Genomic DNA, 25,572 nt, shown 5'->3' with positions numbered 1-25,572 from the left:
CGAGGTTCTGCGAGGTTTTGCCAGCGTGAGTCCGCACCGAGCCGCCCACCGGTCCCGCTCAGGGCGGACTCTGACCCGGGTCCTGGTGGGTACGCTGCTGGTGGCCCTGCTCGTCGTCGGTGGTACCGCGTTCCGCGTGTGGCAGGTGGCGCGCGCCGATGACCGGCGGCCGGTGGACATCGTAGTCGTGCTCGGCGCCGCGCAGTACCACGGCAAGCCCTCCGACGTGCTGGAAGCGCGGCTCAACCAGGCGCTGAAGCTGTACCGGTCCGGGGTGACCGAATACGTCGTCACCGTCGGTGGACGGCAGATCGGCGATGCCTACACCGAAGCCCAGGCGGGCAAGAAGTGGTTGAGCAGCAACGGAATTCCCGCCGATCACATCGTCGAGGTCGACGTCGGCGAGGACACGCTGGGCAGCATGAAGGCGGTCGCGAACCTGGCTGCGGACCGCGGCTGGGACACCGCGCTGATCGTGAGCGACCCGTGGCACTCGCTGCGGGCGCGGACGATGGCCAGCGACTTCGGGTTGGAGTCGTGGTCCTCACCGGCCCGTTCCGGCCCGGTCGTGCAGACCCGCGAGTTCCAGTTCAAGTACATCGTCCGGGAGACCGGCGCGCTGCTGTACTACCGGCTGACGCACGCCCCCGCCGAGCTCAACGGCGACGGTTTGGGCTGACGCCCACCGGGATGATTGATTCCAGGCTCGCGCGCAGCGCGCTTGCGACGGCCTGCGTCGGCTGGGCACGCTGAGCGTCGCGACCAAGGCATCAAACGTCTGGTGGGCGCTGCTGCGAAACGCCAGCGGGCTCCGGCGATACGTCGGATTCCGGCCGTAGTCTGAGCCCGATGGAGACCACGCCCGGCTATCACGCGCACGATCTGGAACGGCTGCTTCCCGAGCCGCCGAAGCTCGCCGTGCCCGAAGGTGCGCGCTCCGACAACCGTTCCCCGTTCTCCCGCGACCGCGCGCGCGTGCTGCACTCGGCGGCGCTGCGCCGGTTGGCGGGCAAGACGCAGGTGGTCGGCCCGGAGGAGGGCGACGTACCGCGCACCCGGTTGACGCACTCGCTGGAGGTCGCGCAGATCGGGCGGGGCATCGCAGCGGCGTTGGGCGCCGATCCGGACCTCGTCGACACGGCGGGTCTCGCGCACGACATCGGCCACCCGCCCTTCGGGCACAACGGCGAACGCGCGCTCAACGACCTGGCCGGGCCCTGCGGCGGGTTCGAGGGCAACGCGCAGACGTTGCGGATCCTCACCCGGCTGGAACCGAAGTTGGCCGAATCCGGTGAAGTCGGCCGCGGGCTGAACCTGACCCGGGCGTGCCTTGACGCGGCCACCAAGTACCCGTGGCCGAAGCGGCCCGGCGAGGCCAAGTTCGGGGTGTACCCGGACGACCTGGCGGTGTTCGAGTGGTTGCGGCAGGACGCCCCGCCGCAGCGCCGCTGCCTGGAGGCCCAAGTGATGGACTGGGCCGACGACGTGGCGTACTCGGTGCACGACGTCGAGGACGGGGTGCTCTCCGGACGGATCTCGCTGCGCTCGCTGACCAGCGGTGATGAGCGCGCGGAGATCGTCCGGATGGCTGCGAAGTACTTCAGCGGCGATGGTTCCGGCGCCACCTCGGGGCTGCTGGAGCACGCCGCGGAGGAGCTCGTGCGGTGGCCGGTGGTGGCGGCGGTGCTGGACTACGACGGCACGTTCACCGCGCAGGTGGCGCTCAAGCGGCTCACCAGCGAGCTGGTGGGGCGGTTCGTGGCGGCCGCGGTGACCGGCACGGTGGACCGGTTCGGGCCGGGGTCGCTCACCCGGTACCTCGCTGATCTGGTGGTTCCCGAGCCTGTGGTGGCCGAGGTCGCGGTGCTCAAGGCGGTTGCGCTGCGGTACGTGATGAGCGATCCGCAGCGGTTGCGGATGCAGGAGCGGCAGCGGGTGATGCTGGCGGAGCTGGTCCACGCGCTGGCTGAGCGCGCCCCGGGGTCGTTGGACCCGGCGATGTCGGCGGTGTGGCGGCGGGCGGGGGACGACGCCGTGCGGCTGCGGGTGGTGCTGGACCAGGTGGCGTCGCTGACCGATGCGCAGGCGGTGCGTTGGCATCGAAAGCATGTACGGAACGTTTCTGAATCTGTGTGACGTACATCCGAAAGGGGCGAGTTGATCTGGGATTCTCCGCGATGCTTACGCAGAGTGCTCGACGGCGGTTCCCGACCGCAGGTAGCACCGACCCCCGAAACCGCCCAGCGGCCTGGTCCCCGAAACAGCCGGGTCGCGAGGAGACCCCGATGCGCAACCGGCACTACATCCAGAAGCTCGTCGTCGGCGGCGAGCCGTACATCAACGCCGACAACCTGGCCGACTGGGTCACCGACCTGAACTGGCAGGACCCCGAAGCCCAGCGCGCGGCCACCTACATCGCCCAGGAACTCCGCCTCATGGGTCTCTCCGAGATCGAAGAGTCCCTCCGCTGAGATCCGTCCCAGGCCTCTGCCCCGTGGACCCCGTCGCCAACCGCCCCGTCTCCTCCTCGGCCGCGTGGCTGGATCCCGCAATTTCAGACGTCTGATTTCCATTGAAATTGCACCGGGCGGGACACCACGGAACCCCCGACGCCGGAGCCCGGTGGTCATCGGCAGGGCGACTGGGCTGATCAGGGGCTCGTGCTGGGCGGGGTGTGCCCGGTGCGTTGATCACAGTTTCAATTGAAACTGTGATTGCTCGTGGCTGGGTTTTACAGTTTCAATTGAAACTGTGGTTCGGGCGCGGTCAGCGGGGCCCGTTGGCTGGCAGACTCGGGATCAGACCGGAGTGAGCCGACGCGGAAACGGAGCCCAGCGGCCGTGAGCGAACACCTCGACTTCAGCTTGTCCCTGCACCGGCAGCTCGCCCCGAAGCCGGACGAGCAGTTCTGCTGGTCGCCGTACTCGGTGGCCAGCGCGCTCGGTCTGGCCGCCACCGCGACCGGTGGCCAGACCCGCAAAGAGCTGGTCACGGCCCTGCGCGACGAGCCGTCCGCACTGCTCGACGTGCTCCGCGGCGCGGCCGAGCTGGCCACCGGCCCTGCGCCCGAACCGCCGGTGCTCGCAGTGGCGAACACGCTGTGGGCGCACGAGGAACTCCGCATCGAGGAATCCTACTTGGGCGCGCTGAAGGACTGGCCCGGCAGCGAGGTGCGCAACGCGCCGTTCCGCACCGACCCGGAGAAGTCCCGGCAGCTGATCAACACCGACGTCGCGGAAACTACCCGCGACCTGATCCCGGAGCTGCTGCCCACCGGTTCAGTGCGTCCGGAAACGGTCGCTGCGCTCGTCAACGCGCTGTACCTGAAGGTCTCGTGGCGCGAGGCCTTCGACGACAAGGCCACCACCGCGCGCGCCTTCCACGCTCCGACCGGTGCCCGCGACGTGCCGACGATGCACGTCACGCGGCGTCTCGGCTATGCCGCGGCAGAGGGCTGGCAAGCGGTCGGCCTGCCCGCCGCCGGAGGAGTCGAGGCCGTGGTGCTGCTCCCCGACGACGGCTTGGAGCAGGCCGAACCCGGTCTCGACGCCGCACGCCTGGGCAGGCTCCTGGGTGCGGTGAAGCAGGAGCGCCTGGAGCTGTTCCTGCCGAAGTTCAAGGTCACCGGCGATGCCGAGCTGACCCGACCGCTGGGTGCGCTCGACGTCCGCGACCTGTTCACCCCGGCCGCGGACTTCTCCCCGCTGACCGACGAGCCGTTGCGGGTCTCAGCGGTGGTGCACCAGGCGGTCCTCGACGTGGACGAGAAGGGCCTCGAAGGCGCGGCGGCGACGGCGATGATGATGCGGCTGTCGGCGATCGTCCGAGAGCCGGACCCGATCCGAGTCGAGGTCGACCGACCGTTCCTCTTCCTGGTCCGCCACCAGACCACCGGAGCCCTCTACTTCCTAGCCCGAATCACCAACCCCGCCTGACCGCACGGCGTCCCCGCTCACCAGGGGATTCGGGTGAGCTTGTCGGGGTTGACGATGTCGAAGAGGGTTGCCGCTTGGCCGTCGATGATCGAAAGGGTGAAGACGCGGCCCGGGATGCCGGGGGAGCTCGGCAGCACGACGCCGAGGTCGCCGTTGACCAGGACCGGGCGGATCCCCGCGAGTAGCCCGTCGTCGTACTTCTGCATGAGTCCGACGATGAACCGGGCCACCTTGTCGACGCCCACGACCGGGCGTCGGGCGGTGCGGGCCTTGCCGCCGCTGTCGCCGAAGACCGCGATCGCCGGGTGCAGCGCTCGCGTCACCGCGTCGATGTCCTTCGACGCCACGGCGGCGAGGAACTCCTCCAGCACGCGCTGCTGCTCGGGCAGCGGCACGCGCGGCGGCGGGTCGGCGTCGGCCATCGCGCGCCGCGCTCGCGAGGCGTGCTGCCGGGCCGCGACGACGCTGCAGCCGAGCACGTCGGCGATCTCGGCGAACGGCACGTCGAAGCCGTCGTGCAGGACGAAGGCCAGCCGCTGGTCGGGCGTCAGCTCGTGCAGCACGCGCAGCGCGGCCATCCGCAGGTCGTCCTGATCGGCCACGATGTCGCCCGGGTCGTCGTCGAGCGAGGTCACCAGCGGTTCCGGCAGCCACGGGCCGACGTACTGCTCGCGCTGCACCGCCGCCGAACGCATCCGGTCCAGGCACAGCCGGCTGACCACGGTCGTCAGCCACGCGCTCAGGTCGCGGATGTCCGCGCGGTCGGTCGACGCGAGCCGAAACCAGGCGTCCTGGACGGCGTCCTCGGCGTCGGCGATCCGGCCGGTGAGCCGGTAGCCGAGACCTATCAACCGGCTGCGGTGCTGGTCGAATTCCGCGGCGAGCGCGGTGCTGCTGGCGGGCACGACGGTGATTCTGCCGCAAGCGACATCGCGGACGCGCCGAACCGGTGAAACCGCAGATGCGATCCGACCAGCCGGAGCAGCGCACCGAGAGGCACCCGGACGGCGACGATCACAATGCCCCTAGACTGGTCCACGTGGTAGGTAGGATCCGGGAGAGCGACATCGCCGAGGTGCGCGATCGCAGCCGGATCGACGACGTCGTAGGCGAATACGTCGCCCTGCGAAACGCCGGTGGCGGCGCGCAGAAGGGCCTGTGCCCGTTCCACGACGAGAAGACCCCGTCGTTCAACGTGCGCCCGAGCCACGGCACCTTCCACTGCTTCGGTTGCGGTGAGGGCGGCGACGTCATCGCCTTCGTGATGAAGATCGAGCACCTCGGCTTCGTGGAGTCCGTCGAGCGGCTGGCCGACCAGGTCGGTATCCAGCTGCAGTACGAGGGCGGTGCTCCAGGGCCCAAGCGCGACCGCGGCACGCGGGCGCGGATGGTCGAAGCGCACCGCATCGCCGCCGAGTTCTACGTCGAGCAGCTGCGTTCGCCGGAGGCGCTCAAGGCCCGCGAGTACCTGTCGGAGCGCGGTTTCGACGAGGCTGCGGCGCAGCGCTTCGGCTGCGGTTTCGCGCCCGCCGGCTGGGACAAGCTGACGAAGATCCTGCTGCAGAAGGGCTTCGAGCTCGACGAGCTGATCAAGTGCGGTCTGTCCAAGGAAGGCCGCCGCGGCCCGATCGACCGGTTCCACCGGCGGTTGCTGTGGCCGCTGAAGGACCTAGGCGGTGACGTCGTCGGGTTCGGCGCGCGCCGGCTCTTCGACGACGACCCGATCCAGGCCAAGTACGTCAACACCTCGGCGACCCCGATCTTCAACAAGTCGCAGGTGCTGTTCGGCATCGACCTGGCCAAGCGGGAGATCGCCAAGCGCCGCCAGGCGGTGGTGGTCGAGGGCTACACCGACGTGATGGCGATGCACCTTGCCGGGGTGCCGACGGCGGTGGCCTCCTGCGGCACGGCTTTCGGCGACGAGCACATCTCGGTGCTGCGCCGGCTGATGATGGACGACGACGCGTTCCGCGGCGAGGTCATCTTCACCTTCGACGGTGATGAGGCTGGGCAGAAGGCGGCGCTGAAGGCGTTCGAGGGCGAGCAGCAGTTCGCCGGGCAGACCTACGTGGCGATCACTCCGGACGGCATGGACCCGTGCGAGCTGCGCGAGGCCAAGGGCGACGCGGCGGTGCGCGACCTGGTGGCCCGGCGCCGTCCGCTGTTCGAGTTCGCGATCCGCAGCCTGCTGACCGAGTACGACCTGGATTCGGTGGACGGCCGCGTCGCGGCGCTGAAGCGGACCGTGCCGCTGGTCGCGCAGATCAAGGATCCGGCGAGCCGGGACGGTTACGCGGCCAGGCTCGCCTGGTGGGCGGGCTGGAACGACGAGAACCAGGTGGTCCGGCGGGTCCGGCAGAGCTCGGGCGCCCCGGTGCACACCAAGCGCCGACCGCAGCGCGACAAGGCGCAACAGTCGCTCGGCATGGACGTCGACCTGCCCAAGCGGCCGCAGCTGCACGATCCGCGTTGGGCAGAGCGCGAGCTGCTGAAGGCGGCGCTGCAGGAGCCCGCACTGGCCGGACCGATGTACGACGCGCTGCCGGACGAAGCGTTCACCGAGCCCGTTTACGCCGAGCTGCACCGCGCGATGCTCGCCGCGGGCGGTTCGGCCTCCGGCTTGAGCGGGGCTGGGCTGGTCGACGCGGTGTCGCAACAGTGCGAGAACCAGGTCACGCGGGGCCTGCTCACCGAGCTGGCGGTGGAAAAGCTGGAGTCGCGAACCGAGGAAGGTCCGCGCTACATCTCCGGGCTGGTCGTCCGGCTGCAGGAACGCCTGGTCAGCAGGCAGATCGCGGACATCAAGTCGAAGGTCCAGCGGATGTCGCCGCTGGAGGACGCCGAGGAGTACAACGCGCTCTTCGGCGACATGATCGCGCTGGAGGGCTACCGGAAGGCCCTGCTCGAACAGCTGATGGGGACGATTTGATCACCTGGCTGCGGCGTCTGGTCGCGAGGTTGAGCGGCACGGCCGAGTTGCCGGCCGACTTCACCGGCGAACTCGCCGCGGACGAGCACGTCCTCGCGGTGTCGCGGACTTCGGATGGTGCGCTGGTCGCCACCCACCTCGGCCTGTGGCTGCCCGAGGGGCGCCGCGTCGGCTGGCACCTGCTGAGCAAGGCCACCTGGAACGACGGCGTGCTCACCGTGATCGAGGCGGAGGAATCCGGCGGCGCGGGCGGCGCGGTGCTGCTGCACGACCAGCCGAGCCGTCGGCTGCAGCTGACCGAGTCCGGGCGCCTGCCGGACGTCGTGCACGAGCGCGTGAACCAGTCGATCCGCTCCCGCCACCACCGCGATCTTCCCGGCGGGGGAGCGTGGTTCGTGCAGCGCAAGGTGCCTGGTCAGGACGGGATCGTGCTGCAGGTCCGGCCGGACCGCGGGGCGGACGAGGCCGCGGTCGCGGAGTTCGCGGCCACCGTCGTCGAGCAGCTGCACCGGGCGAAGGACCAGAACTGACGCTCGACAGATGAGCACCTCCAGGAATACGGTACGGGCGTACTGCTAAGGAGGTGCGGCATGTGGGATCCGCAGAAGTACCTGACCTTCAGCGAGCAGCGAGACCGCCCGGCGCACGATCTGATGGCCCGGGTCGGAGCTGACCAAGCGCGCCGCGTGGTGGACCTCGGTTGCGGCGCGGGCAATCTGACGCACCTGCTCACCGACCGCTGGCCGGATGCGGAGGTGGAGGCCACGGATTCGTCGCCGGAGATGGTCGAAGCGGCGCGGGCCAACGGGATTCCGGCGCGCATCGAGGACGTCCGGGACTGGAAACCGTTGCAGGACACCGATGTCGTGCTGTGCAACGCGGTCCTGCAATGGGTGCCCGAACACGTGGAGCTGTTGCAGCGCTGGCTGCCCGGGCTGCCTTCCGGATCGTGGTTCGCCTTCCAGGTCCCGGGCAACTTCGAATCACCGTCCTACGTGGCGATCCGCGAACTGATGGCCGAGCCGCGCTGGCGAGACCGAGCGGATGTCCTGCGCACGGACTCGGTGCTCACTCCGGTCGGATACGCCGACGCCCTCGCCGATCTCGAGGTCGCGGTGGACGTGTGGGAGACGACTTACGTCCACGCCTTGCGGGGACCGGATCCGATCCTCGAATGGGTGACAGGAACGGCGTTGCGCCCAGTTCGGGCGGCGCTGGACGACGCCGAATGGGCGGAGTTCCGCGCGCAGCTGGCGCCTCGACTGGCGGAGGCCTATCCGCAGCGACCAGATGGGGTGACCTGGTTCCCGTTCCGTCGCGTCTTCGTCGTAGCGCGCCGCCTCTGACCTGCGGTTACGCTGCTTGGATCAATAAGAGGGGGGTGCCTGCGGAGGGTCCTGCGGGGATGCGCTAAAGTAGTTCCTGTCAGCGAGACGAGCTGACGAAACAAAAGAACATTCCTCCGTAGCTCAATTGGCAGAGCATTCGACTGTTAATCGAAGGGTTACTGGTTCGAGTCCAGTCGGAGGAGCGCAAAGCCCCAGATCGATGATCTGGGGCTCTTTCGTTTTCGGACTCCCTTTCGAAGCGCGGACGTGCGCGAAAGGGACTGCGGGGCAGGTAATCCCGATAGGGTGACGCAGCGGACAGGCGTGCACCTGGGAGGAGCGCCGTGGACCCGATCGCCCTGTACTACCCGTACATCCACGTTCGCGACGACACGTGGATGAAGTACGCGGCCCTGTACTGGCCGAAGATGGGGCGGCTGCGTCCGCGGAACTACCCGGTGCGGGACTCGGTCGTGGCGAGGACGCTTCAGAGCGAGCTCGGGTGGCTCGTCGACGTGCCGCCGAACCAGGCAGCGCACATCGTGCAAGGGGATTTTCTGGAGTTCGTCGAGGAACACGCCTCGAAGCTGCGGGAGCGCTTCGGGCTCCACGGTGAGAGTCGTTGGCCCGTTCGACCAGCGGAAAGCTTCATGAACGTCTCATCGGGTGGGGGAGCGTCGTCGGCGGGCGTGGTCCCCGGGGACGCGGCAGGTTCGGTCTCCGAGGGCCCGGTGTTGAATCCGCGGTTGAGCTACGTCCACCTCAGCAAGGTCTTCCCGAGACTGACCGAGAGCGTGATCGAATCGGGCCTCGCCGTCGAGGTGGAAGGTCGGGGCGGCCGCTGGCTGGGCATGCATCCGGAGCTGGCCAGCGTCTACCTGTGCGTCCTGACCGAGCAGGTCGCCGCGCAGAACCACCTGCATCCGGTCACCGACCAGATCTTGCCGCACGCGGCCGCTTCCGACTGGAACGTGGAACGCCTCGCCGAGGCGTTGTTGGGTGAGCGCCTGAGCAGCGGGGGCACGCCGGGGGATCCGTTGGGAACGTTCGTGCTGATGGCCTTCGAAACGGTGGTGCCCGCGAATCTCGCTTCCGTCCCGGTGGAGAAGATCGTCGAAGTCCGGCAGAGGTTCGGCGCTGAACTGGATGCGTTCCGCGAGTACGTCACGAGCCAGGTCGAGCAGATGACCGGCATCGAGGACGTCCGGGAGCTCACCGTCTTCCAAGAGCACGTCCGCAACGAAGTGCAGCGCACCGTGTCGCGCCAGCTGGCCGACCTGCGCGAACGGCTGCGCAGCGTCGGTCTGGAGTCCGTCCGCGCGCTGGCCAACATCAGGACCTTCGCGCTACCGCCACTAGCGGCGACGGCAGCCCAGCTGGCAGGCGTGAGTCCAGCAGTCACCGGGCCGGCCGCGGTGGCGACCTGCCTGGCCAGCGTCCCCGTCCGAACTCGGAGCGAACGGCGGAAAGCGGTCAAGGAATCGCCCGTCGGCTACTTGTTCCGAGTGGGCCAGGAACTCGACCCGGCATCCCTGACGGACCGCCTGCGAAACCTGCTCCACAAACGATGAACTGAACGGACACCCCGAATTCCACAATGGACGCTTCGTGAGGCTGATGCGGGCGCAAAGCCCCAGGCTGCATGGCCTGGGGCTTTGCGCTCTCTGCTACGAAGGTTCGCCGCGCGGGGCGATCTCAGCGTTCGACGAGCCGCATGCCGCTTTCGAGGAGGCGTCGTTCGCGGCGCTCCCACTCCCACTCGCTCTTCAGCTGCGTGATCTGGCGGCGGTAGTGGTGCGACAAGACGATGTAGCAGGTCTCGAAGCCCAGCAGGATGGCAAGGGCGAACACGTAGAGCGGGTTCATGGGAATTCCTCCGGCAGGAGCGCGCCGCGTTCGGTGGGGGATCCAGCGTCGATACCGGCGCGTCGGTTTCGAACAGAACCGACGTTATTGGGGAATCGCTGGATTGCCCACGATTTCGGCAGTACTCGCCACGAAGTTGCCACGGAGAAGTTTTTCGCCAGGAACTTGCCAAGCGGGGACCGTGGCAAGAAGCTGGCAACTTTTCCCGGGAATCGCAGGTCGGAGGGGGTGAGGCGATTGACCGGATCAGCTCCGCTCCTCTAAGGTCGGCCTTCCGGTACGGGCAGGGGGATACGCGAATGACTGGCTCTCGCAGCCGTGTGGATTTGAAAAGCGCGAGGGATTCGGTCCTCGACATGCACAAAGGGCTTGGCGTTCGACGCCCGGATCTGAGCAATTGGCTTGGGCCAGACCTGCGCCGGATCTGGGGGATCACGGTGGAGGACATGGCTGGTGTCATGGCTCAAACGATCGTTCGCCTGGACCAAGCCATCTCTGAGATCCCGGTTCCGATAACTGCCCGGATCGTGCGAGTTTCCTACAATATCGACCCCGATCCGGCGTTGATGCACTTGAAGCACCAGAGACGGATAGAGCTGCTGGCGAGCAGACTGGGCGCCGGTTACTCGTCGCGGACCGTCGGGCGGCGGGCAGAAGAGGCGCGCAAAGACGTGGCGGCACAGCTCGACCGGGTCTGGGCGCCGATTTCGCCTGATGCAGTGCGGGCTGTACTGGAACGGGAGCCAAACCGACGGGAACAGTTGGAGCAGTCCCGGGACGGTGGGGCGATACTGTGCGCGATCCGCGAGGTCAGCAACCCGCGAGCGCAGGCGGACCGCGCGATCCAGCTCGTTCTCGCCGGTGTTGTGCACGTGCCGCGGTCTTCGGCTGGGACGTTGGCCATCGCGCGAACGGCGAGTCACGGGGACTGGGTTTGTGCCTTCACCAGTGCCAGTTTGCTGGTGGAGTACCAGCGTTCGGCGAATCCGCCGTGGGAAGGGCATCCTTCCACCATGACCGGTGCCGATCTGTTGCGGGAGATGCACCACCTCGAGCTGGCGGCGGGAGTGCTGGTCAATCCCAGTGCGGACAGGAATGCGGAAAAGGCCGACGCGTTGCCGTTGCCTCCGGAACTGGTGGCCAACCTCGTCCAGAGCAGCTGAGCAAGGATTCCAGAGCAAGCAGAGCTGGTTGAGGCGAAACAACTGAATTTTTCGTGCGAATCGCGCACATCGGCAAAGGCGGGCCGCTATGATCTCGGGCCATGGTTGAGCCGAAGGACTCGGGAACCGCTCGTTTCTCCGTCGAGCCGGCGGAACTGCGCGACGCCGCCCAGACCGTGCAGGAGGCGATCGGGGAGTTCTCCGCGCAGTCGGCGTTGAAGTACTGGCTCAACCCGGGCGAGGTGGGCAACGGCCAGCTGGCCAAGGAGTTGTCCGAGTTCCAGCGCAACTCTTCGGGTGTGGTCGACCTTCTCCGGGATGATGCCCTGGAGATGGCCGAACGTCTCGCGGATGCAGCTGCCGGATATGAAAGAACCGACTCCGACATGGCTTTGGCACTGTCTGACGTGATGGAGCGCCAGTAATCCTGACCGGACGAACCACGATGGCCGTACAAGACGCTGTGGACGACAGTTTGGTGCCGATTCGCGGCAACAACCTCGGCATCGAGGGCGAGTGCACGCGGCTGAAAGGGCTAGCTGACCACCTCGAGTCGACCGGGCGGAAGATCTGGTCGCTCCGGGCCGACACCTGGGACGGGCGCGCGCGGGAATACTTCGACGACGCGCGGTTTGCCATGGGCAAGAACTGGTTGAACGCGGCGGATGCCCATTACAAGGCTGCGGCGAAGCTGCATCAGTACCGAGTTACGCTCGAAGACGTGCAGCTCTTCGCTGCTTCCGCCATGGCGGAAGCGCGAGAGTGCGGTTTCGCCCCTGCTGTCGTGGAGAACAGCAGGGCTCTCATCGCGAGGTGGCAGCACCAGCTCGACGAAGTCGGTGTGGCGGCGGCCGCCGCCATCAGGGAGGCGAACGAGACCATCGTTGGCCTGCGCCGAGTGCTGAGTGAACCGGAACCGGTCGTCTCGCCGTCACCGTCGATTCAGCTCGTTGCCACGCCGCAGCCCGAGGTGGAACCACGGCGCAGCATGAAGGTGGACCTGCCCAGCCCGTACGGCGTTTTCGGGAACGTGTCCGCGCATTACCAACAGCAGTTGAGCGCCCTCAACGCCGCGGTGCTCGATTCCTGGTTGACGTGAGCGGGCAGTGGTTTGCCCTGGAGTCCATGGGATTCGCGGTGTGGGAGTGCCACAATCCTCGTCATGGACTTGGTGGGGTTGCTTCCTGGGTTTCTGCTGGCCGTTCTGTTGATCTCGGTGTCTCCCGGGCCTGCCATGGCGTTGATCTTCCGTCGGGCCGCTCTGCGCGGGTTCCGGCCTGCTGTTGGCACCGTTCTCGGGTTGGAAGCCGGTGTCTATATCTGGGCGATCGCTGCTGGTGCTGGGTTGACCGCGCTCGTGGCGGCGTCGGAAACCGCGTACCTCGTGCTGCGCCTCGCGGGCGCGGCCTTCCTCATCTACCTCGGCATCCGCTCGTGGATCGAGATCTTCAGGAATCGCGGCAGCGTCGAAGAGGTAGTGCCCGCTGAAGAGGCTGGGAGCGGATCCTTCGCCCGAGCTGTGGGGGAGGGGCTGCTCGTTCAGCTCGCGAATCCGAAGGCGGCGATCTTCATGTTCGCCTTCTACCCGCAGTTCATCCCGGAGAACTGGCCGTTGCTGAGCACCACCGCCATCCTCGCGCTGATCCAGGTGACCGTGGAATTCGGCTTCTACCTCGCGTTGGCCGGCAGCGTTGCGCGGGCGGGAGCTTGGTTCCGGAAGTCCAAGGTCCGGCGGCGTCTCGAAGCGATCACCGGGACCGTTCTGATCGCGCTCGGGCTGCGCGTTGCGGTGAGCAGCCAGTAGGTCCGACACGGGGGGCGATTGGCGACGTTTCGGGCGGATTCGGCTGTTGTGTCCGCGCGGAGCGGAGTTGGGCGGAACACTGGGCGGCATGTTCAAGAAGTTGTTGGCCGCTGTCGGTTTCGGTGGCGCTGAGGTGGATACCGTGCTGCACACTCCCGGGGTGCAGCCCGGTGGTCCTGTGCGCGGGACCGTTCGGTTGCGGGGCGGGGAGATGCAGCAGCCCTTGGACGGCGTCTTCGTCGAGTTCGTCGCGCGCGTCAAGCACGAGATCCCCGCCCACGGTCCGGACAGCGACCACTACCAGGGCCACGACCACGACCGCCACAAGCGGACGCGGGAGACGATGATCGGCTTCGGGCGGGTCGACGTCCAGCGCGGCGTCGTGCTCCAGCCCGGGCAGGTCGTCGAGATCCCCTTCCAAGTCCAGGCGCCGCTCGAAACACCCATCACGCACTTCAGGGACGGGCCGCTGCCTGGCATGTTCATCGCGGTGCGCACCCAGCTGGAGATCAAGGGGGCGTTCGACGCGACCGACACCGATCCGATCGGGGTCGGCGCGCTGCCCGCGCAGCACGTGCTGCTGGAAGCGGTGGAGCAGCTCGGGTTCCGGCTGCACCACGCCGACGTCGAGAACGGCCGGTTCCGCGGGACCCGGCAGCAGCTGCCGTTCCACCAGGAGATCGAGTTCAGCGGCTCGCCGCGCTACCGGCGGATCCGGGAGCTCAGGGTGTCGTTCTTCGCCGGCCCGGACGGCATGGACGTGGTCCTGGAAGCCGACCGCCGGCACGGCCTGCTCACCGGGGACCGAGACGTCAAGAACGTCCTGCACGTCGACTACGCGACGATGTCCCAGGTGGACTGGCCCGCCGAGATCCACCAACGAATCGAGCGCACCGGCACCAACTGGCTCTGACAGAGATCGTGAGTGCGTAGCAGTGTTCGAACACTGCTACGCACTCACGAACCCTCAACCGTCGAACCGGCCACCCTTGATCGCGCCGAGGAACGTCGACCACTGGTCGGGCGTGGTGGTTAAGTGTCCTGCGCTGCGGTTCTTGCTGTCCCGCACCGCAGCGCCACCACCGACACGGCCGACTTCGACGCAGTTCGTCTGTCCGCCGCTGTAGCTCGACTTCCGCCAGCTTTCGGGGAAGGTTCGTACCGTCATGATGTCGTCTCCCTGGATCCGATGACATCGGCGATGAGTCTTGCTGTTTCCGTTGGGCTCATCGCCAATTCACGCAGCTCGTCCACTGCAGCTCTGTAACTCTTCACCGTCTTCTCGTCCGTGATCGTCGCCGACGAACGGAAGTGTTCGAGGTGCAGCACCGGCTTCGCGCGAGAGAACTCGAGCAGCGCCCACGCGCCACTCAACACCGCAGCGGATGGATGTTCCATCGGCAGGATCTGGAGCTCGACATTGTCCAGTTCGGAGACCTTCAACAGATGGCGAAGCTGCTCATCCATCACGTCATCTGGGCAAACCGAGTAACGCAGTGCGTACTCGCCGACGATGGCGATGAGATGTTTCGGCGGTTTGTCGGTGAGCACGTGCTGTCGGCCGATCCGAAGGGTTGCACGCTGCTCGGCTTCGCCACGGGGCTGGCCGTAAGCGACCATGATGTGACGGGCGTACTCATAGGTTTGCAGAAGGCCTGGGATCATCAGCGGCTCGACGTTGATGACGGTGTCCGCTGTGCGCTCGTATTCCGTCAGGGCTGCCAGCTGCTTGTCGACGCCCGGAGCCACCCAGTTCGGGTCGAGTGCATCGCGAGCGAGGTCGAGGAGCCGTTCACGGTCCGTGCCGTTGACTCCCAGCACGGCCAGAACGGTGGCGGTGTCCGCCTCGCTGGGAATGAGTTTGCCGTTCTCCCAGCGCGATATGTGCGAACTGCTTCGCTCGATCATCCCGGCAAGCTTGCGCGTCGAATAGCCGAGCCGTTCACGTGCTTGCCTTAGCTCCGCTCCCAACGCGCGTGCTCGCGGAGTGTCAGCGCTGCTTGCCATGCAGCAATCGTATGCGTGCACAGATCGTCAGGACAGCGTCAGCTGATCGAGTAATAGCGCGAATGCTGCATGCATCACATACTTGATGCATGCAGCACAACAGGTGGCTGCTGGAGGCGAGCAGGCGGGAGGCTTCATGTCGTACAGAGCTCATCCGTTCCATTGGGTTCCGGGTGCTGGCCAGCGGCATGCGAGTACGGATGGACGTCCATCGGGTTCGCTCGTCTACGTAGACGACACCGAGGTTTCAACGCTGTGCGGGGAGTCCGTTCAGGCCGATTCGAGTGAGATCGCGTGGTTGTGGCCGACTTGCTCGGAGTGCAACCGGTCCGCTCGTGAACTCGCTGGCCTGCCGCCGATGCGTGGTGCGCGATGATCTCAGCGGTAATCGCCTTCGGCGCAGTCGTGTTCGGATTCGCCGTGTGGTGCGTGGTCCAGCACTTCACCGAACACGGCAAACACGCTGGTGCTGGTGAAGGCGCGTTGACCGTGCGGCACCTGCTCGCCCAAGCCGCCAGCGAAGTCGAGTCCGGCGGTCGTCATCGGCTGCACGAACCCACGCCTCCGCACTGCGGTATGGCCTATGCGTTGGCCACTGCGGAGACACGGCTTTTGCCGCGCATCGAAGCCAGTGCTCCGGCAGAACATGAGTCCACTGGGGATCCGTTGCTGCTGCAGAGGATCCTGGCGGCTTTGCGTCAAATCTGAAGGCCTGGTGGGGAGAACTGCGGCCGTCCCCTCCCCGAGCTGCGCTCCCCGCCACGTGCCCGCCGTCGACACCCAGGACGGTCAGGGCACCTCGGATGGTCGGGCGGTGTGTCGTTCGTCGGCGCCCCCGGCACCGCCCGGCCATCCGTTCTCTAAGCCACAGTTTCAATTGAAACTGTAAATCTTGCCCACGGTGGATCACAGTTTCAATTGAAACTGTGATTGATCATGGGCATCGGGGTCAGGTGACGACGAAGGTTTGGGTGGTTCCGGTGAAGGCGGTGATCTCGCCGTTCCAGCCGTTCTTCCAGTTTCCGTTGTGGACTATTCGGTAGCGGCCGGTCGGGGCGTTGGGCGGGATGTCCCAGGTGATCGTGGCCGTTGAGGTCGCCGGGCCGGTTCGGGCCCAGCGGTACTTCGTCGACCAGTGGCGGTCGTCGGCCACGGGTTGCCAGGTGCCGTTCACCTGGCGTTGGACCTCGGCGAAGGTGCCGCCGCGGTGCAGGTCGTTCTTCGGGTGGCCGGTCGTGAACACCGCGGAGACCTGGTCGCCGCGGCCGTAGCGGGTGGCCGGTTCGGTGAGGACGTCGCCGAATTCGCGGCCCAGCGGCTTGTCGTCGAAGACCACGCCAGGCTGGAAGTTGATCAGCTTTCCGCGCAGGTCGCGCGGAGTCGGGCCCGGCGGCACGGAGTCGCCGGACCGCATCGCGGCGGCCAGGCGGCTGAACTCCTGCTGGTAAGCGGGCAGCGTGTACCGGCCGAACAGGGTCGAGGCGCCCTCGTACTGCTGGGCGTCGTACTCCTCCGGCGTGGTCACGTACTGGCTGTAGGCGTTGGAGTAGCCCTGCACCAGCACGTTCTCCAGCGGTACGCCCAGCTCTTCGGAGACCGCGCGGCGGATCCGCAGGCCGGCCACGATGGTGAACTCGGCGGGGGCGGCCACCAGGTGCAGCTGGCCGATGCGGATCAGTTGCAGCGGCAGCACTTCCGGGCACCACGGGTAGGGCTTCATCGCGCCGAACGGCACCGCGACCGGTTTGGGCGCCTGCTCGTCGGCCAACCAGTCCGGGACTGGTTCGTCGGCGCCGCCGAGCCAGTCCAGGAACGGGTTGCGGATGCCTTCCGGGATCGGCAGGCCTGGCCCGTCCTCGCGGCTTCCGGCGAGCATGGACACGCCGATCGCCGCCGTGGTGGTCTTGTGCTGCTGGCCGTCCGGGGTGAAGCGACCGTCCACGATGACCTTGGACATGTCGACGAAGCACATCCGGTGGTCGACCGCGCCGGTGATCTGCTCCTGCGCTGCGTCGAAAGCGCTTTTCGCTGCGCGGAATTGCCGGTCGCCGATGATCCGGGTGTTCTCGAACTCGTCGTCGGTCGGCCCAGAACCGGGCGAGAGGTTCAGGTTCGGCGACATGTCACCGGAGTTGGTCTGCGCGAAGCAGGCGACGAACTCGTCGTCGAGCTGCTCCCAGGCGAACGCGGCGTAGCCCTTGTTGTCCGAGCTGATCAGCTGGTTCGTGTTGGTCATCGAGGTGCCGTGGGTGGCGAACCAGGTGATCGCACCGACGTCCCGGTTGCCCTGCGCGAAACGCAGCACCGTCACTGCCGGGTCGATGGCCAGCGGGAAGTGGTCCTTGTCCGACTGGGGATTCAGGTCGAACGCGCTGTGCGACCGGTTCACGCTGGCATCGGTCAGCACGGCCCGTCCGAGGTGCACGGTGCCGGGCTTGAGGTCGTCGTGCGCCAGGGAAATCGCCTCGACGATCCCGTCCACGACGGCGTTGTAGGTCTGTTCCTGGAAGCCGAGGATCGCCAGGTCGTAAGCGGCGTAGTGCGAGTCGCCGCCGCACGCGGCGTGCGTGTGCGTGGCGTTGAGCAGCACGTTCTGCTCGGTGTAGAGATCGCCGTACGTTTCGCGGAGCTTGCGCAGAACTCCTTGGTGCACCGACTGGAACAGCGCGCCGAGCTCGGCGGTGACGAACGCGATGCGCTTGTCGCCGCCGGCCACGACGAACGCGCGCGCGAGGGTGCGCAGATGGATGCCCGCGGTCTGCTGCTGGGGCATCGAGTAGCCCATCATGCCGTTCTCGGCGGCCGGGCCGGTGACGTCGGCGATACCCCTGCCTACCAGGTAATCCCCGGATCCTCGGGTGGTTTCGGCGGCGGCGCTGGTGCCGCCGAGGGCCGATGCGACCAGTGGTGCTGCGGCGGCGGCCGCCAGCACCTGCCTCCTGGCAACGGGCATGGGCTGCACTCCTCGGTGAATGCGAACCGAATTCATGTTCTTGGCCGCTGGAGACTACGTGATTCAGTTCACGCTGCCAAGGGGTCAGCTCGCCGGTTTCGGCGTCCACACGGTGGCCTCGCCCCGGAAGGTCGGCTGGTGGTCCGGAGGGTCGACGTCGTCGATGCGGGCGCGGACGACGCGGCCGAGGTCGGTCACCACGCACAGCGCAGTGCCGGGTTGCAGGGTGTCCAAGATGTCCGCGCCGATCTCCTCGTGCAGCACGCCCGGTATCTCGGGATTGGTCGCAGCTCGGTGGCACTCGGTCGGGGTGAGGAACGCGCTGGGTTGCACGATCGACATGGCGCTGCCCTGGTATTTGCTGAACCAGTCTGCCAGGCAGTGCTCTCCGCTGAAGGCGAGATCCGGCTTGCCCGGCGCGCTCTCGGGGTGGGTGCCGGTGTCGTCCCAGTCGATCTCGTGCTTTTCGCAGTTCAGCGAATTAACGCCCCAGAGCACGACTTCCGGTGGGAAGTAGGCAGCGGCGGGTGCACGCAGCTGTGGAGGGGTGGTGTCCTCGGGTTCGCTGGAGCATCCGGTGACAACAGCGGCTGCGACCAGGAATCCGAGTGCTGCACTCCGACGTTGCGGCATCACTCCGGGATCCAGATCTTCGCCTTCCCCCGCAACGACGGGGAGCGGATGTTGGACGCCGTGATCACCTCGCCGATCTCCGCGCGCACCACGCGTTTCTGATCGGTCACGATGCAGAATGCGGCGCCGGGGACGAGTCCCAGCTCGTCCACGTCATCGACGTCGACCCAGATGGGCAGGGCGCCGGCCATCGCTGCGCTGCGGCAGGCCATCACGTCCAGCGCGGTGTTCGGCGGGACGAGGCCACCGTGCGTCGCGTAGAACGACGCGGCCGAGCAATCGCCCCTGCCGTAGGAGAAGTCGGTTTCGCCGGGGTCTGCAGCGGGGGAGCTGCCGAGGTCGTCCCAGTTGATCTCGTTGGTGCTGCCGCACGCCGTCTCGGTCACGTTCCACGCGACCTCCTCCGGCTCGCCGAACTGGAGCTGTGCGGCGGGGGTGGCCGATGCCGAGGGCTGCGCGGACATCCCGGGGTCGAAAGGCGGCGGTGGTGCGGTCGTGGACGGCTCGGCATTGCCGGTGATCCGGTCCAGCACGTCGAGACCGTCTGCGGCGAACCCGACGATCGCGGCTGCTGCGGTGAAGGCCGTGACCAGGACTGCGACCTTGCCCTTGCCTTCCATCCGACTCCTGCGGTTCCGAAGCGATGATCGATCGTGCGCATTCTGTCACGTCGATCACGCCGGCAAGATCGGTTCTTCGGAAGAAGGCCTGGTCGGTGCAGAGGTCAGGGCTTTCGGCCGATACCGCCGATGTGCATGCCGTGCGCTGGGCTGTTCGGCTCGGGCATGTCCGGGCCGACGCGCCACTCGTTGTGCGGTACCAGGCCGGGGTCGACCAGTTCGAGGCCGTCGAAATAGCGGATCTGCTCGTCCCAGGTGCGGAAGCACCGGGTGCCCATGCCGCTGTCGGCGAACACCTGCGACAGCTCCATGGCGCGCGGCTCACCGTTGTCGCAGGTGTTGGACACCAGCAGGAAACCGCCGGAGGGCAGGCGATCGCGGATGCCCGCGGCCACGCCCTCGGGGTCTTCCTCGTCCTCGAGGTGCATCAGGATTCCGCCCAGCAGCACGGCGAACGGCTCCGACTGGTCGATCAGCCGCTCGGTGTCCGGGTGTTCGAAGATGGCTTCCGGTTCGCGCAGGTCCGCTTTGAGGAAGGTGGTCCGGTCGTTGGAGGCCAGCAGGGCGCGGCCGTGGGCCAGCACGATCGGGTCGTTGTCGACGTAGACGACGCGCGTCTCGGGTGCGACCTCCTGCGCGATCTCGTGCACGTTGCCCGCGGTCGGCAGCCCGGAGCCGATGTCGACGATCTGCCGGATCCCGGCCTCGCCGACCAGGTAGCGCACGGCCTGCTGAACGAAGTGCCGGTTCGCCTTGGCCAGCAGCAGGGCCTCCGGGACGACCTCGGTCATCGCCGTGGCGGCGGCTCGGTCGACCGCGAAGTTGTCCTTGCCGCCCAGGGCGAAGTCGTAGATGCGGGCGATGGAGACCTTCTCGGTGTTGATCTCCGCAGGCACGTGGTCCGCCCCGGCTTCGGAGCCGATCAGTCGCTGCAGCGGTCCCGGCGAATCCGTCATCGTGGCTGTCCCCTCGTGCTGAGTCCGAAGATCGACCCAAGGTACAACACCAACTCGACGCGGGTCCGGCATTGCGCTCAATCCGCGAAAGGGCTTTCTCGTGGCATATTCCAGACGAAACGTCTGACTATTATTCGCCGTTGCCCCGCACGGGTCCGGTCGGCATTGCGACGACGTCGCGGAGTCGTCCTGGCCATTCCCGCACCGCACCGGCAGCGATGATTCTTTCGCGGTCGAATTCACTTGGAACCAGGAGTATTTCGTCCACCGCCACGGTGCTTCCGGGCAGTGACAGCTGGTCGAGGAACCGCGTCACGTTCGGGATGACGCGGACGTGGGTGCAGTGTTCGAGGGCGATCGCCCACGCTTTGGACTTCATGCGGTTGATACGGCGAAGGGCCCACCACTCCGCGATTTCCGCGTCGTACAGCGCGGCTTGCTCGGCGCCCTCGGGCGTGGAGATCACCGGGAAGGTGCCGGGGTGGTCGTCGCGGCGGGTGTCGACGACGACGAGCTCGCCGCTGGTGATGCGCGCGGCGAAGGTGTCGATGCCGAGCATCGTGGCAGCGCCGTCGTAGCGGGACGTCGTCTCGTTGATGATTTCCTCGCCGTGGCGCGTGGTCCGCCACCGGAGGTGTCCGGGGCAGCGGTCGGTGCGGTACAGGTGCCGGCGCCAGCACTTCCGGCCTCGCCCGCAATCCTCCCAGCTGGGATGCACGATGCCGGTGACGAACAGGTCGATGTCGGAGATGCCTCGGCGGTCACCCCGTGCGGGACGGATCAGCCGCACGCTGGGGACCTGCTGGTCGTCGCGGACCCTCTGGATCTGGACGAGCAAGGTGAAGTCGGTGTCGTCCGGACATTCGAACCGCAATTCGGTGGTGCGGCGCGCATTCCCGGCTCGGTGGAAGGCCGCTGTCGCGCGTTCCCGCAGGATCTCGTGCGCCTGGGACGGCGCGTGGTGGGGCAGGTGCGCCCAGCGGGAGTCGTTCCGGGAACGGTGCGCGAAGCGGTGGCGGCGGTGGAAGCGGGCGGACATATCGGGATGTCCGAAGTCTGATCGGTGCGCGTACAGCTCGTGCTCGTCGTCGGAGAACGCGATCACGGGGGCTCCCAGCGTCAGGTTTCCGGCTCGCACCCCATGGTGACGTCTGAGCGGAAATGCCCGGCCGGCCAGCAGATCGCGCCGGGTGATCAGAACTGCGGCACCCGGGTCGCATCGGCGGCCGGACGGGTTCGCCAGCAGTGCCGTGATCGCGGATCGTCGCCGAACGAGAGCGTCGGACTTCGCCGGACCGGCCCAGCCTTGCGCAGCTCGGGCGAATTCGCTCCGAGCACCTGCGCCAAGGCCCGTGAGCACTTTGGGTTGCTATGACAGCCCATAGTGCTCACGGGGCGTAGTCCTCACGGAAGCTCCACGGGCAGCCCGAAGACCGGGAAGTGCTCGGCGCCGATGAACGCCGTGATCTCCCGGATCAGACCGTCCTGCAGCGTGAGCACGTTGATCGCCCAGGCGCGGTGCACGGTCTCGCCGTCGCGGCGGAGGTAGCAGGCCGCCGCGGGTTGTCCGTTCGCACTGGTCGGAAGGTGTCGCCACGACCCGCAGGTCAGCGGAACCTGAACGGCGAAGTCCGTCACCGCCTCGATACCGCGGTACCAGTGCGGCAGCGGCGGCATCGACCACGTGACGTCCTCGGTGAGCAGCGCGAGCAGGGAATCAGCGTCGCCGTTCTCCAGAGCCGCGGAGAATCCGGCGACGATCTCCTGCATCCGCCCGTCCTCGAGCTGGCGCAGCGTCTGCTGCTGGGTGCGCGGCGGGACCTTCTCGGCCACGATCCGCCGCGCGCGCTGCAGCGCGCTGTTCACCGACGCGGTCGAGGTGCCCATCGTCTCGGCGATCTCGGCGGCGGAAAAGCCCAGCACCTCGAACAGCAGCAATGCCGCTCGCTGGTTGCCGGGCAGGTGCTGCAGCGCGGCCACGAAGGCGAGCTCGACGGCTTCGCGCTGCTCGTAGCGGGCTTCCGGGGCGGCTCGACCGCTGCTGAGCCCGGCGTCCGGGTACGGCCCCAGCCAGGCGACGTCGGTGAGCGGGGCGTCGTCGATCACGGCGTGGTCGGTGGACGGTCCGAGATCGACGGGAAGCGCCCGCTTGCCTCGGTTCTCGATGATGTTCAGGCAGGTCCGGGTGGCGATGGTGTGCAACCAGGTGCGCACGGAGCTGCGCCCCTCGAACCGCGCCAGCCCGCGCCACGCCCGCACCATCGCGTCCTGCAACGCGTCGTCGGCGTCGTGGGCGGAGCCCAGCATGCGGTAGCAGTGCGCGTGCAGATCCCGCCGCAGCGGCGCCACGAGCCGCTCGAACGCGGCGTCGTCGCCTTCGCGGGCCCGGGAGAGATCATCCGCTGTGCTGGAAGAAATGTCGCTCACAGCGATGATTCTGCCCTCGCAGCGCCGGTCATACCGGTAAATCGCTTGCGAGGAGGATCGCTATGACGAACGCACCCACCACCGGCCTGCTCCGGGTGCCCGACGGTCGACTGCACTTCGAGGTGCGCGGACGCGGACCGCTCGTGGTGCTGGTCGGAGCCCCGATGGACGCCAGGTCGTTCGAGGGATTGGCCGACCGGCTCGCCGTCGACCACGCGGTGCTCACCACCGATCCGCGCGGCATCAACCGCAGCCCGCTGGACGATCCGGAGCAGGACTCGACGCCCGAGCTGCGTGCTGACGACCTCGCCCGCCTCATCACCCACGTCGACGCGGGGCTGGCCGTGGTCCTCGGTTCCAGCGGGGGAGCGGTCAGCACCCTGGCCCTGGTGCAGGCGCACCACGAGCTGATCAGCACGGCGGTGGTCCACGAGCCGCCGCTGTGCGAACTGCTGCCGGACCGCGAGCAGCTGCGCGCGAGCACCGAGGACATCATCGCCACGCACCTGTCCGGCGACCACGTCGGCGGTTGGCGGAAGTTCCTGGCCATGGCCAACATCGACATGCCGCCGGAAGCGGTCGGGGAGATCTTCGGCGGCGAGCGCGACGCCCAGCAGATCGCCGACGACCACTACCAGCACGCGCACATGCTGCGCGGCACCTCGCACTGGGTGCCCGACCTTGAGACCTTGCGTGCGGGGCCCACCCGCGTCGTGGTCGGCATCGGTATGGAGTCGGGAGGGCAGCTGTGCGAGCGCACCTCGAAGGCGCTGGCCGCGGAGCTGGACGTCGACCCGGTGCTGTTCCCCGGTGATCACATCGGGTTCGCCCACGACCCGGAGGCCTTCGAAACCCGGCTCCGCGAGGTCCTGCGGAACTGAGAACCCTCTCCGCACAGTGGACTCGACGCGGACGTCCCGGAGTGATGGCAGTAACACGTGGCGCGCCGCGGTGTCGCTGCTGCGTTCGCTAAGATCGGTGATGAGGTACTTCGGTACCGCAATCGGGATGATCAGCAGCGAACGCGGAAAGCGGTGCGCTGAAGCGAATTTCGCAGCCCCGGGCAGGAACGCCGCGACGTTGCGGCGACTGCAGTTCACCTGTCCGGGCGACTCGGGATCGGGAAGGATAACAATCCCGGCTCAACGCGCGATCACGTCCATGCTCGGCTCGCGATCAGCGGCAGTGGCGCTGATGATTTGTGCAAGCCGCGCGAACCGCGGACCACTGGCCGGCCACTCTGGTTGATCTGCTCGATTGCTGACCGAAACGAACTCGTGATGCTTTTGCGTGCAACGAAGCGCCGTTGCACGTCGTCTCTCTAGCAGTGGTGGTTTGTCCAAGGGGACTGACTACAGGACGGGGGAAGTCAGGATGTCCGCACCAGGGATCGGCAAGAATTCGCACCTCTCGCTGCCCGATTTCGCTTCGGTGACCAAGCTGCCGAAGCCGATCAAGGCGTTGGTCTACTTGATCATGTTGGCGGTGATCACCGTCGCCGGCATCGCCGCGCTGGCGGCCACGATGGCGGTCATCGGCCAGCTCACCGGCGCGTTCGACATCTTCAGCTTCATCGGCTGAACGAGCTGAGATCAACAGGGCGGTGCACCAGCGGTGCACCGCCCTTTCTCATGCCCTGGAACGGTCGGCTAGTCCGGTCGGCTCAACGCCGTGCGCAGGTGATTCGACCAGTCCGACCAATCGTCCGGTAGGCCGCGCGGCGGGTCCACCCGAGGGTCGCAACGCCCCGGCGCCTCGCTACGATCGCCAGTGTTGCCAACGCCACGGGGGCAGTAGCTCAGCAGGTCAGAGCAGCGGACTCATAATCCGTCAGGTCGTGGGTTCAAGTCCCACCTGCCCCACAAAACGCCTGCTAAAACAGCTGTGGGAAAGGCACGGATTGATCATCTCCACACCTTTCCCACACTTTACTCACCGAACCACTCAACCTCACTCAGCGCGTCGGCGGCCCTGCGGCTCTTGACCTTGCGCCCCATGTAGACGTCCTGGGTCGTGGAGACCTTCGAAAGACTCCTAGGGCCCGGTCGAACGCCCGCTCATGCCGCCGAGCGTGTGAGGTGGGAGTAGGGGAGAGGGTGTCAACGTGTTGCCAACAATTACCCGCAAACGGCGGTAGGCAACACGAAATCCGCTTCCTGTGTTCGTGCAGGTAACCAAAGGTGTTGGCAGACAACGGCAAACACTGATGATCACGGAATCGAGATCCGCGGGTTCAGGGTTCGATCCCCTGGCGCCCCACCAAAACCCCAGGTCGCAGACCTGGGGTTTTGCATTTGTGGATGCCGAGCCACACCTTTCCCACGCATAACTACTCGGCGTCCGGATCGAGCGCCGACTCCAGCGCGTCCGCTGTATCCCGGCTGACTGCGTCTCGGCCCATGTACACGTCCTGCGTCATCGACGGCCGCGAGTGCCCGAGCTGGTTGGCGATCAGCCGGGCCGTCAGCCCCGCCTCGTCGAGGATCGTCGCAGCGGTCTTGCGGAACACGTGCGAGGTGACCCAGGCGAACCCCTCACTGCCGCGCGTCTCACGAAGGACACGCCGAGTGTTCGAAGGATCACGGAGCCCGCCGAGGCTGTTGGGGAACACCGGGCGTCAGGATCGTCGGTCTCAGCGAAACGTCGACGGAGCATCTCGACAGCCCACGATGGCAGCGGCAAGGTCCGTTCCCCGTACTCGGTCTTGGTCGACTTCCTGATCAAGCCCTTGCCCTTGACCCTGACTACGTTGTAGTCGACCTCGACCAGGCCCTCATCGGGCTCGAAGGCGCACAGGACTAGCCCCAGAACGCACAGGTCCGGGCCCGCAGTCCGCGTGTGTCTAAACTTTCTCTACTTCATCAGCCACCCTCACCGCCGCACCCGGCCGCGGTGCCAATACCGGCCGGCGGTCCCCCGGCTACGGCAGCAGGCCACCCGCGAACCTCGAC

28 protein-coding genes and 2 tRNA genes are annotated in these 25,572 nt (G+C 67.2%); 19 read left to right on the top strand and 11 right to left on the bottom strand.

From position 1 onward, the window contains the following. Positions 1-85 precede the first annotated feature (85 nt). The 4 genes from ACWCO2_RS19180 (at position 86) to ACWCO2_RS19165 (ending at position 3,935) form a co-directional block, all read left to right on the top strand. Positions 86-679 carry a YdcF family protein gene (locus ACWCO2_RS19180; RefSeq protein WP_450129085.1) on the top strand — a complete coding sequence of 198 codons (594 nt, stop codon included), beginning with the start codon at positions 86-88 and terminating at the stop codon, positions 677-679. 170 nt (positions 680-849) lie between these two features. After that, positions 850-2,136, top strand: coding sequence for a deoxyguanosinetriphosphate triphosphohydrolase (locus tag ACWCO2_RS19175; protein WP_450129084.1), 1,287 nt, complete (start codon positions 850-852; stop codon positions 2,134-2,136). Between the two features lie 149 nt (positions 2,137-2,285). Beyond that, entirely contained in the window at positions 2,286-2,471 is a 186-nt protein-coding gene (locus ACWCO2_RS19170) for a hypothetical protein (protein WP_450129083.1), read from the top strand. A 369-nt stretch (positions 2,472-2,840) separates the two neighbouring features. Further along, positions 2,841-3,935, top strand: a complete 1,095-nt coding sequence (locus tag ACWCO2_RS19165) for a serpin family protein (RefSeq protein WP_450129082.1) — start codon at positions 2,841-2,843, stop codon at positions 3,933-3,935. Positions 3,936-3,952: 17 nt separating this feature from the next. Here ACWCO2_RS19165 and ACWCO2_RS19160 read toward each other — a convergent pair whose 3' ends face one another. Beyond that, positions 3,953-4,849, bottom strand: a complete 897-nt coding sequence (locus tag ACWCO2_RS19160) for a sigma-70 family RNA polymerase sigma factor (RefSeq protein WP_450129153.1) — start codon at positions 4,847-4,849, stop codon at positions 3,953-3,955. Positions 4,850-4,974: 125 nt separating this feature from the next. Here ACWCO2_RS19160 and dnaG point away from each other — a divergent pair, with 125 nt between their 5' ends. The 5 genes from dnaG to ACWCO2_RS19135 all read left to right on the top strand — a co-directional run bounded on the left by dnaG (position 4,975) and on the right by ACWCO2_RS19135 (position 9,763). Beyond that, complete coding sequence (dnaG, locus tag ACWCO2_RS19155) at positions 4,975-6,864, top strand: DNA primase (RefSeq protein WP_450129081.1); 1,890 nt, start codon at positions 4,975-4,977, stop codon at positions 6,862-6,864. Then, positions 6,861-7,394 (top strand): hypothetical protein, encoded by a 534-nt coding sequence (locus ACWCO2_RS19150; protein ID WP_450129080.1) that lies wholly within the window; start codon positions 6,861-6,863, stop codon positions 7,392-7,394. The genes dnaG and ACWCO2_RS19150 overlap by 4 nt, the downstream gene beginning before the upstream one ends. A 60-nt stretch (positions 7,395-7,454) precedes the next feature. Then, positions 7,455-8,210, top strand: a complete 756-nt coding sequence (locus ACWCO2_RS19145) for a trans-aconitate 2-methyltransferase (protein WP_450129079.1) — start codon at positions 7,455-7,457, stop codon at positions 8,208-8,210. Between the two features lie 112 nt (positions 8,211-8,322). After that, a tRNA-Asn gene (locus ACWCO2_RS19140) sits at positions 8,323-8,395 on the top strand. 141 nt (positions 8,396-8,536) lie between these two features. Next, complete coding sequence (locus tag ACWCO2_RS19135) at positions 8,537-9,763, top strand: DUF6236 family protein (protein WP_450129078.1); 1,227 nt, start codon at positions 8,537-8,539, stop codon at positions 9,761-9,763. A 124-nt stretch (positions 9,764-9,887) separates the two neighbouring features. On the opposite strand, the gene ACWCO2_RS19130 is transcribed toward ACWCO2_RS19135, so the two are convergent. Next, positions 9,888-10,058 carry a hypothetical protein gene (locus tag ACWCO2_RS19130; RefSeq protein WP_450129077.1) on the bottom strand — a complete coding sequence of 57 codons (171 nt, stop codon included), beginning with the start codon at positions 10,056-10,058 and terminating at the stop codon, positions 9,888-9,890. 299 nt (positions 10,059-10,357) lie between these two features. On the opposite strand from ACWCO2_RS19130, the gene ACWCO2_RS19125 reads away from it, so the two are divergent. The 5 genes from ACWCO2_RS19125 (at position 10,358) to ACWCO2_RS19105 (ending at position 13,938) form a co-directional block, all read left to right on the top strand. Beyond that, the gene (locus ACWCO2_RS19125) at positions 10,358-11,221 is read left to right on the top strand and encodes a hypothetical protein (RefSeq protein WP_450129076.1); all 864 of its coding nucleotides are present in this window, start codon (positions 10,358-10,360) and stop codon (positions 11,219-11,221) included. A gap of 101 nt (positions 11,222-11,322) precedes the next feature. Then, on the top strand, positions 11,323-11,646 hold the full coding sequence (locus ACWCO2_RS19120; protein WP_450129075.1) for a type VII secretion target: 324 nt from the start codon (positions 11,323-11,325) through the stop codon (positions 11,644-11,646). Between the two features lie 20 nt (positions 11,647-11,666). Next, positions 11,667-12,320, top strand: coding sequence for a putative T7SS-secreted protein (locus ACWCO2_RS19115; RefSeq protein WP_450129074.1), 654 nt, complete (start codon positions 11,667-11,669; stop codon positions 12,318-12,320). Positions 12,321-12,383: 63 nt separating this feature from the next. Then, positions 12,384-13,025 (top strand): LysE family translocator, encoded by a 642-nt coding sequence (locus ACWCO2_RS19110; RefSeq protein ID WP_450129073.1) that lies wholly within the window; start codon positions 12,384-12,386, stop codon positions 13,023-13,025. Between the two features lie 67 nt (positions 13,026-13,092). Beyond that, positions 13,093-13,938, top strand: a complete 846-nt coding sequence (locus ACWCO2_RS19105) for a sporulation protein (protein WP_450129072.1) — start codon at positions 13,093-13,095, stop codon at positions 13,936-13,938. Between the two features lie 54 nt (positions 13,939-13,992). Here the strand turns inward: ACWCO2_RS19105 and ACWCO2_RS19100 are convergent, their stop codons facing one another. Together ACWCO2_RS19100 and ACWCO2_RS19095 are read right to left on the bottom strand one after the other, a co-directional pair. Further along, positions 13,993-14,193 carry a DUF397 domain-containing protein gene (locus tag ACWCO2_RS19100; RefSeq protein WP_450129071.1) on the bottom strand — a complete coding sequence of 67 codons (201 nt, stop codon included), beginning with the start codon at positions 14,191-14,193 and terminating at the stop codon, positions 13,993-13,995. Then, positions 14,190-15,032 (bottom strand): helix-turn-helix domain-containing protein, encoded by an 843-nt coding sequence (locus ACWCO2_RS19095; protein WP_450129070.1) that lies wholly within the window; start codon positions 15,030-15,032, stop codon positions 14,190-14,192. The genes ACWCO2_RS19100 and ACWCO2_RS19095 overlap by 4 nt, the downstream gene beginning before the upstream one ends. Before the next feature lie 85 nt (positions 15,033-15,117). On the opposite strand from ACWCO2_RS19095, the gene ACWCO2_RS19090 reads away from it, so the two are divergent. Beyond that, positions 15,118-15,408: a zinc finger protein gene (locus ACWCO2_RS19090; protein ID WP_450129152.1), complete on the top strand. Its 291-nt coding sequence runs from the start codon at positions 15,118-15,120 to the stop codon at positions 15,406-15,408. Beyond that, positions 15,405-15,740: a hypothetical protein gene (locus ACWCO2_RS19085; RefSeq protein ID WP_450129069.1), complete on the top strand. Its 336-nt coding sequence runs from the start codon at positions 15,405-15,407 to the stop codon at positions 15,738-15,740. Before ACWCO2_RS19090 ends, ACWCO2_RS19085 begins: the two co-directional genes overlap by 4 nt. Positions 15,741-15,981: 241 nt before the next feature. On the opposite strand, the gene ACWCO2_RS19080 is transcribed toward ACWCO2_RS19085, so the two are convergent. The 6 genes from ACWCO2_RS19080 to ACWCO2_RS19055 form a co-directional block, all read right to left on the bottom strand. After that, positions 15,982-17,985 (bottom strand): neutral/alkaline ceramidase, encoded by a 2,004-nt coding sequence (locus ACWCO2_RS19080; protein ID WP_450129068.1) that lies wholly within the window; start codon positions 17,983-17,985, stop codon positions 15,982-15,984. An 84-nt stretch (positions 17,986-18,069) separates the two neighbouring features. Continuing rightward, a complete protein-coding gene (locus ACWCO2_RS19075) occupies positions 18,070-18,618 on the bottom strand; it encodes a hypothetical protein (protein ID WP_450129067.1) in 549 nt (182 codons plus the stop codon). After that, positions 18,618-19,238 (bottom strand): hypothetical protein, encoded by a 621-nt coding sequence (locus ACWCO2_RS19070; RefSeq protein WP_450129066.1) that lies wholly within the window; start codon positions 19,236-19,238, stop codon positions 18,618-18,620. The genes ACWCO2_RS19075 and ACWCO2_RS19070 overlap by 1 nt, the downstream gene beginning before the upstream one ends. A gap of 104 nt (positions 19,239-19,342) precedes the next feature. Then, positions 19,343-20,194 carry an SAM-dependent methyltransferase gene (locus ACWCO2_RS19065; RefSeq protein ID WP_450129065.1) on the bottom strand — a complete coding sequence of 284 codons (852 nt, stop codon included), beginning with the start codon at positions 20,192-20,194 and terminating at the stop codon, positions 19,343-19,345. Positions 20,195-20,324: 130 nt separating this feature from the next. Next, positions 20,325-21,299, bottom strand: a complete 975-nt coding sequence (locus ACWCO2_RS19060) for a hypothetical protein (RefSeq protein WP_450129064.1) — start codon at positions 21,297-21,299, stop codon at positions 20,325-20,327. Between the two features lie 299 nt (positions 21,300-21,598). Beyond that, positions 21,599-22,621, bottom strand: a complete 1,023-nt coding sequence (locus ACWCO2_RS19055; RefSeq protein ID WP_450129063.1) for a sigma-70 family RNA polymerase sigma factor — start codon at positions 22,619-22,621, stop codon at positions 21,599-21,601. 62 nt (positions 22,622-22,683) lie between these two features. Here ACWCO2_RS19055 and ACWCO2_RS19050 point away from each other — a divergent pair, with 62 nt between their 5' ends. The 3 genes from ACWCO2_RS19050 to ACWCO2_RS19040 all read left to right on the top strand — a co-directional run bounded on the left by ACWCO2_RS19050 (position 22,684) and on the right by ACWCO2_RS19040 (position 24,483). Then, positions 22,684-23,502 carry an alpha/beta fold hydrolase gene (locus tag ACWCO2_RS19050; RefSeq protein WP_450129062.1) on the top strand — a complete coding sequence of 273 codons (819 nt, stop codon included), beginning with the start codon at positions 22,684-22,686 and terminating at the stop codon, positions 23,500-23,502. Between the two features lie 493 nt (positions 23,503-23,995). Beyond that, on the top strand, positions 23,996-24,202 hold the full coding sequence (locus tag ACWCO2_RS19045; protein ID WP_450129061.1) for a hypothetical protein: 207 nt from the start codon (positions 23,996-23,998) through the stop codon (positions 24,200-24,202). Positions 24,203-24,408: 206 nt separating this feature from the next. Further along, positions 24,409-24,483, top strand: a tRNA-Ile gene (locus ACWCO2_RS19040). Positions 24,484-24,950: 467 nt separating this feature from the next. Here ACWCO2_RS19040 and ACWCO2_RS19035 read toward each other — a convergent pair. After that, complete coding sequence (locus ACWCO2_RS19035; RefSeq protein WP_450129060.1) at positions 24,951-25,232, bottom strand: tyrosine-type recombinase/integrase; 282 nt, start codon at positions 25,230-25,232, stop codon at positions 24,951-24,953. Positions 25,233-25,572 lie beyond the last annotated feature (340 nt).

This window comes from Saccharopolyspora sp. NPDC002376 (assembly GCF_053593195.1).
This window is presented reverse-complemented; position numbering and strand designations above follow the sequence as displayed.

What these genes read in the sequence shown, in the direction of transcription:
- ACWCO2_RS19100 (WP_450129071.1), bottom strand. Translation starts at nt 14,193, where the DNA reads ATGACGGTACGAACCTTCCCCGAAAGCTGGCGGAAGTCGAGCTACAGC.
- ACWCO2_RS19125 (WP_450129076.1), top strand. Translation starts at nt 10,358, where the DNA reads ATGACTGGCTCTCGCAGCCGTGTGGATTTGAAAAGCGCGAGGGATTCG.
- ACWCO2_RS19090 (WP_450129152.1), top strand. Translation starts at nt 15,118, where the DNA reads ATGCATGCAGCACAACAGGTGGCTGCTGGAGGCGAGCAGGCGGGAGGC.
- ACWCO2_RS19085 (WP_450129069.1), top strand. Translation starts at nt 15,405, where the DNA reads ATGATCTCAGCGGTAATCGCCTTCGGCGCAGTCGTGTTCGGATTCGCC.
- ACWCO2_RS19175 (WP_450129084.1), top strand. Translation starts at nt 850, where the DNA reads ATGGAGACCACGCCCGGCTATCACGCGCACGATCTGGAACGGCTGCTT.
- ACWCO2_RS19115 (WP_450129074.1), top strand. Translation starts at nt 11,667, where the DNA reads ATGGCCGTACAAGACGCTGTGGACGACAGTTTGGTGCCGATTCGCGGC.
- ACWCO2_RS19145 (WP_450129079.1), top strand. Translation starts at nt 7,455, where the DNA reads ATGTGGGATCCGCAGAAGTACCTGACCTTCAGCGAGCAGCGAGACCGC.
- ACWCO2_RS19110 (WP_450129073.1), top strand. Translation starts at nt 12,384, where the DNA reads ATGGACTTGGTGGGGTTGCTTCCTGGGTTTCTGCTGGCCGTTCTGTTG.
- ACWCO2_RS19120 (WP_450129075.1), top strand. Translation starts at nt 11,323, where the DNA reads ATGGTTGAGCCGAAGGACTCGGGAACCGCTCGTTTCTCCGTCGAGCCG.
- ACWCO2_RS19075 (WP_450129067.1), bottom strand. Translation starts at nt 18,618, where the DNA reads ATGCCGCAACGTCGGAGTGCAGCACTCGGATTCCTGGTCGCAGCCGCT.
- ACWCO2_RS19170 (WP_450129083.1), top strand. Translation starts at nt 2,286, where the DNA reads ATGCGCAACCGGCACTACATCCAGAAGCTCGTCGTCGGCGGCGAGCCG.
- ACWCO2_RS19080 (WP_450129068.1), bottom strand. Translation starts at nt 17,985, where the DNA reads ATGCCCGTTGCCAGGAGGCAGGTGCTGGCGGCCGCCGCCGCAGCACCA.
- ACWCO2_RS19095 (WP_450129070.1), bottom strand. Translation starts at nt 15,032, where the DNA reads ATGGCAAGCAGCGCTGACACTCCGCGAGCACGCGCGTTGGGAGCGGAG.
- ACWCO2_RS19045 (WP_450129061.1), top strand. Translation starts at nt 23,996, where the DNA reads ATGTCCGCACCAGGGATCGGCAAGAATTCGCACCTCTCGCTGCCCGAT.
- ACWCO2_RS19070 (WP_450129066.1), bottom strand. Translation starts at nt 19,238, where the DNA reads ATGGAAGGCAAGGGCAAGGTCGCAGTCCTGGTCACGGCCTTCACCGCA.
- ACWCO2_RS19050 (WP_450129062.1), top strand. Translation starts at nt 22,684, where the DNA reads ATGACGAACGCACCCACCACCGGCCTGCTCCGGGTGCCCGACGGTCGA.
- ACWCO2_RS19065 (WP_450129065.1), bottom strand. Translation starts at nt 20,194, where the DNA reads ATGACGGATTCGCCGGGACCGCTGCAGCGACTGATCGGCTCCGAAGCC.
- ACWCO2_RS19130 (WP_450129077.1), bottom strand. Translation starts at nt 10,058, where the DNA reads ATGAACCCGCTCTACGTGTTCGCCCTTGCCATCCTGCTGGGCTTCGAG.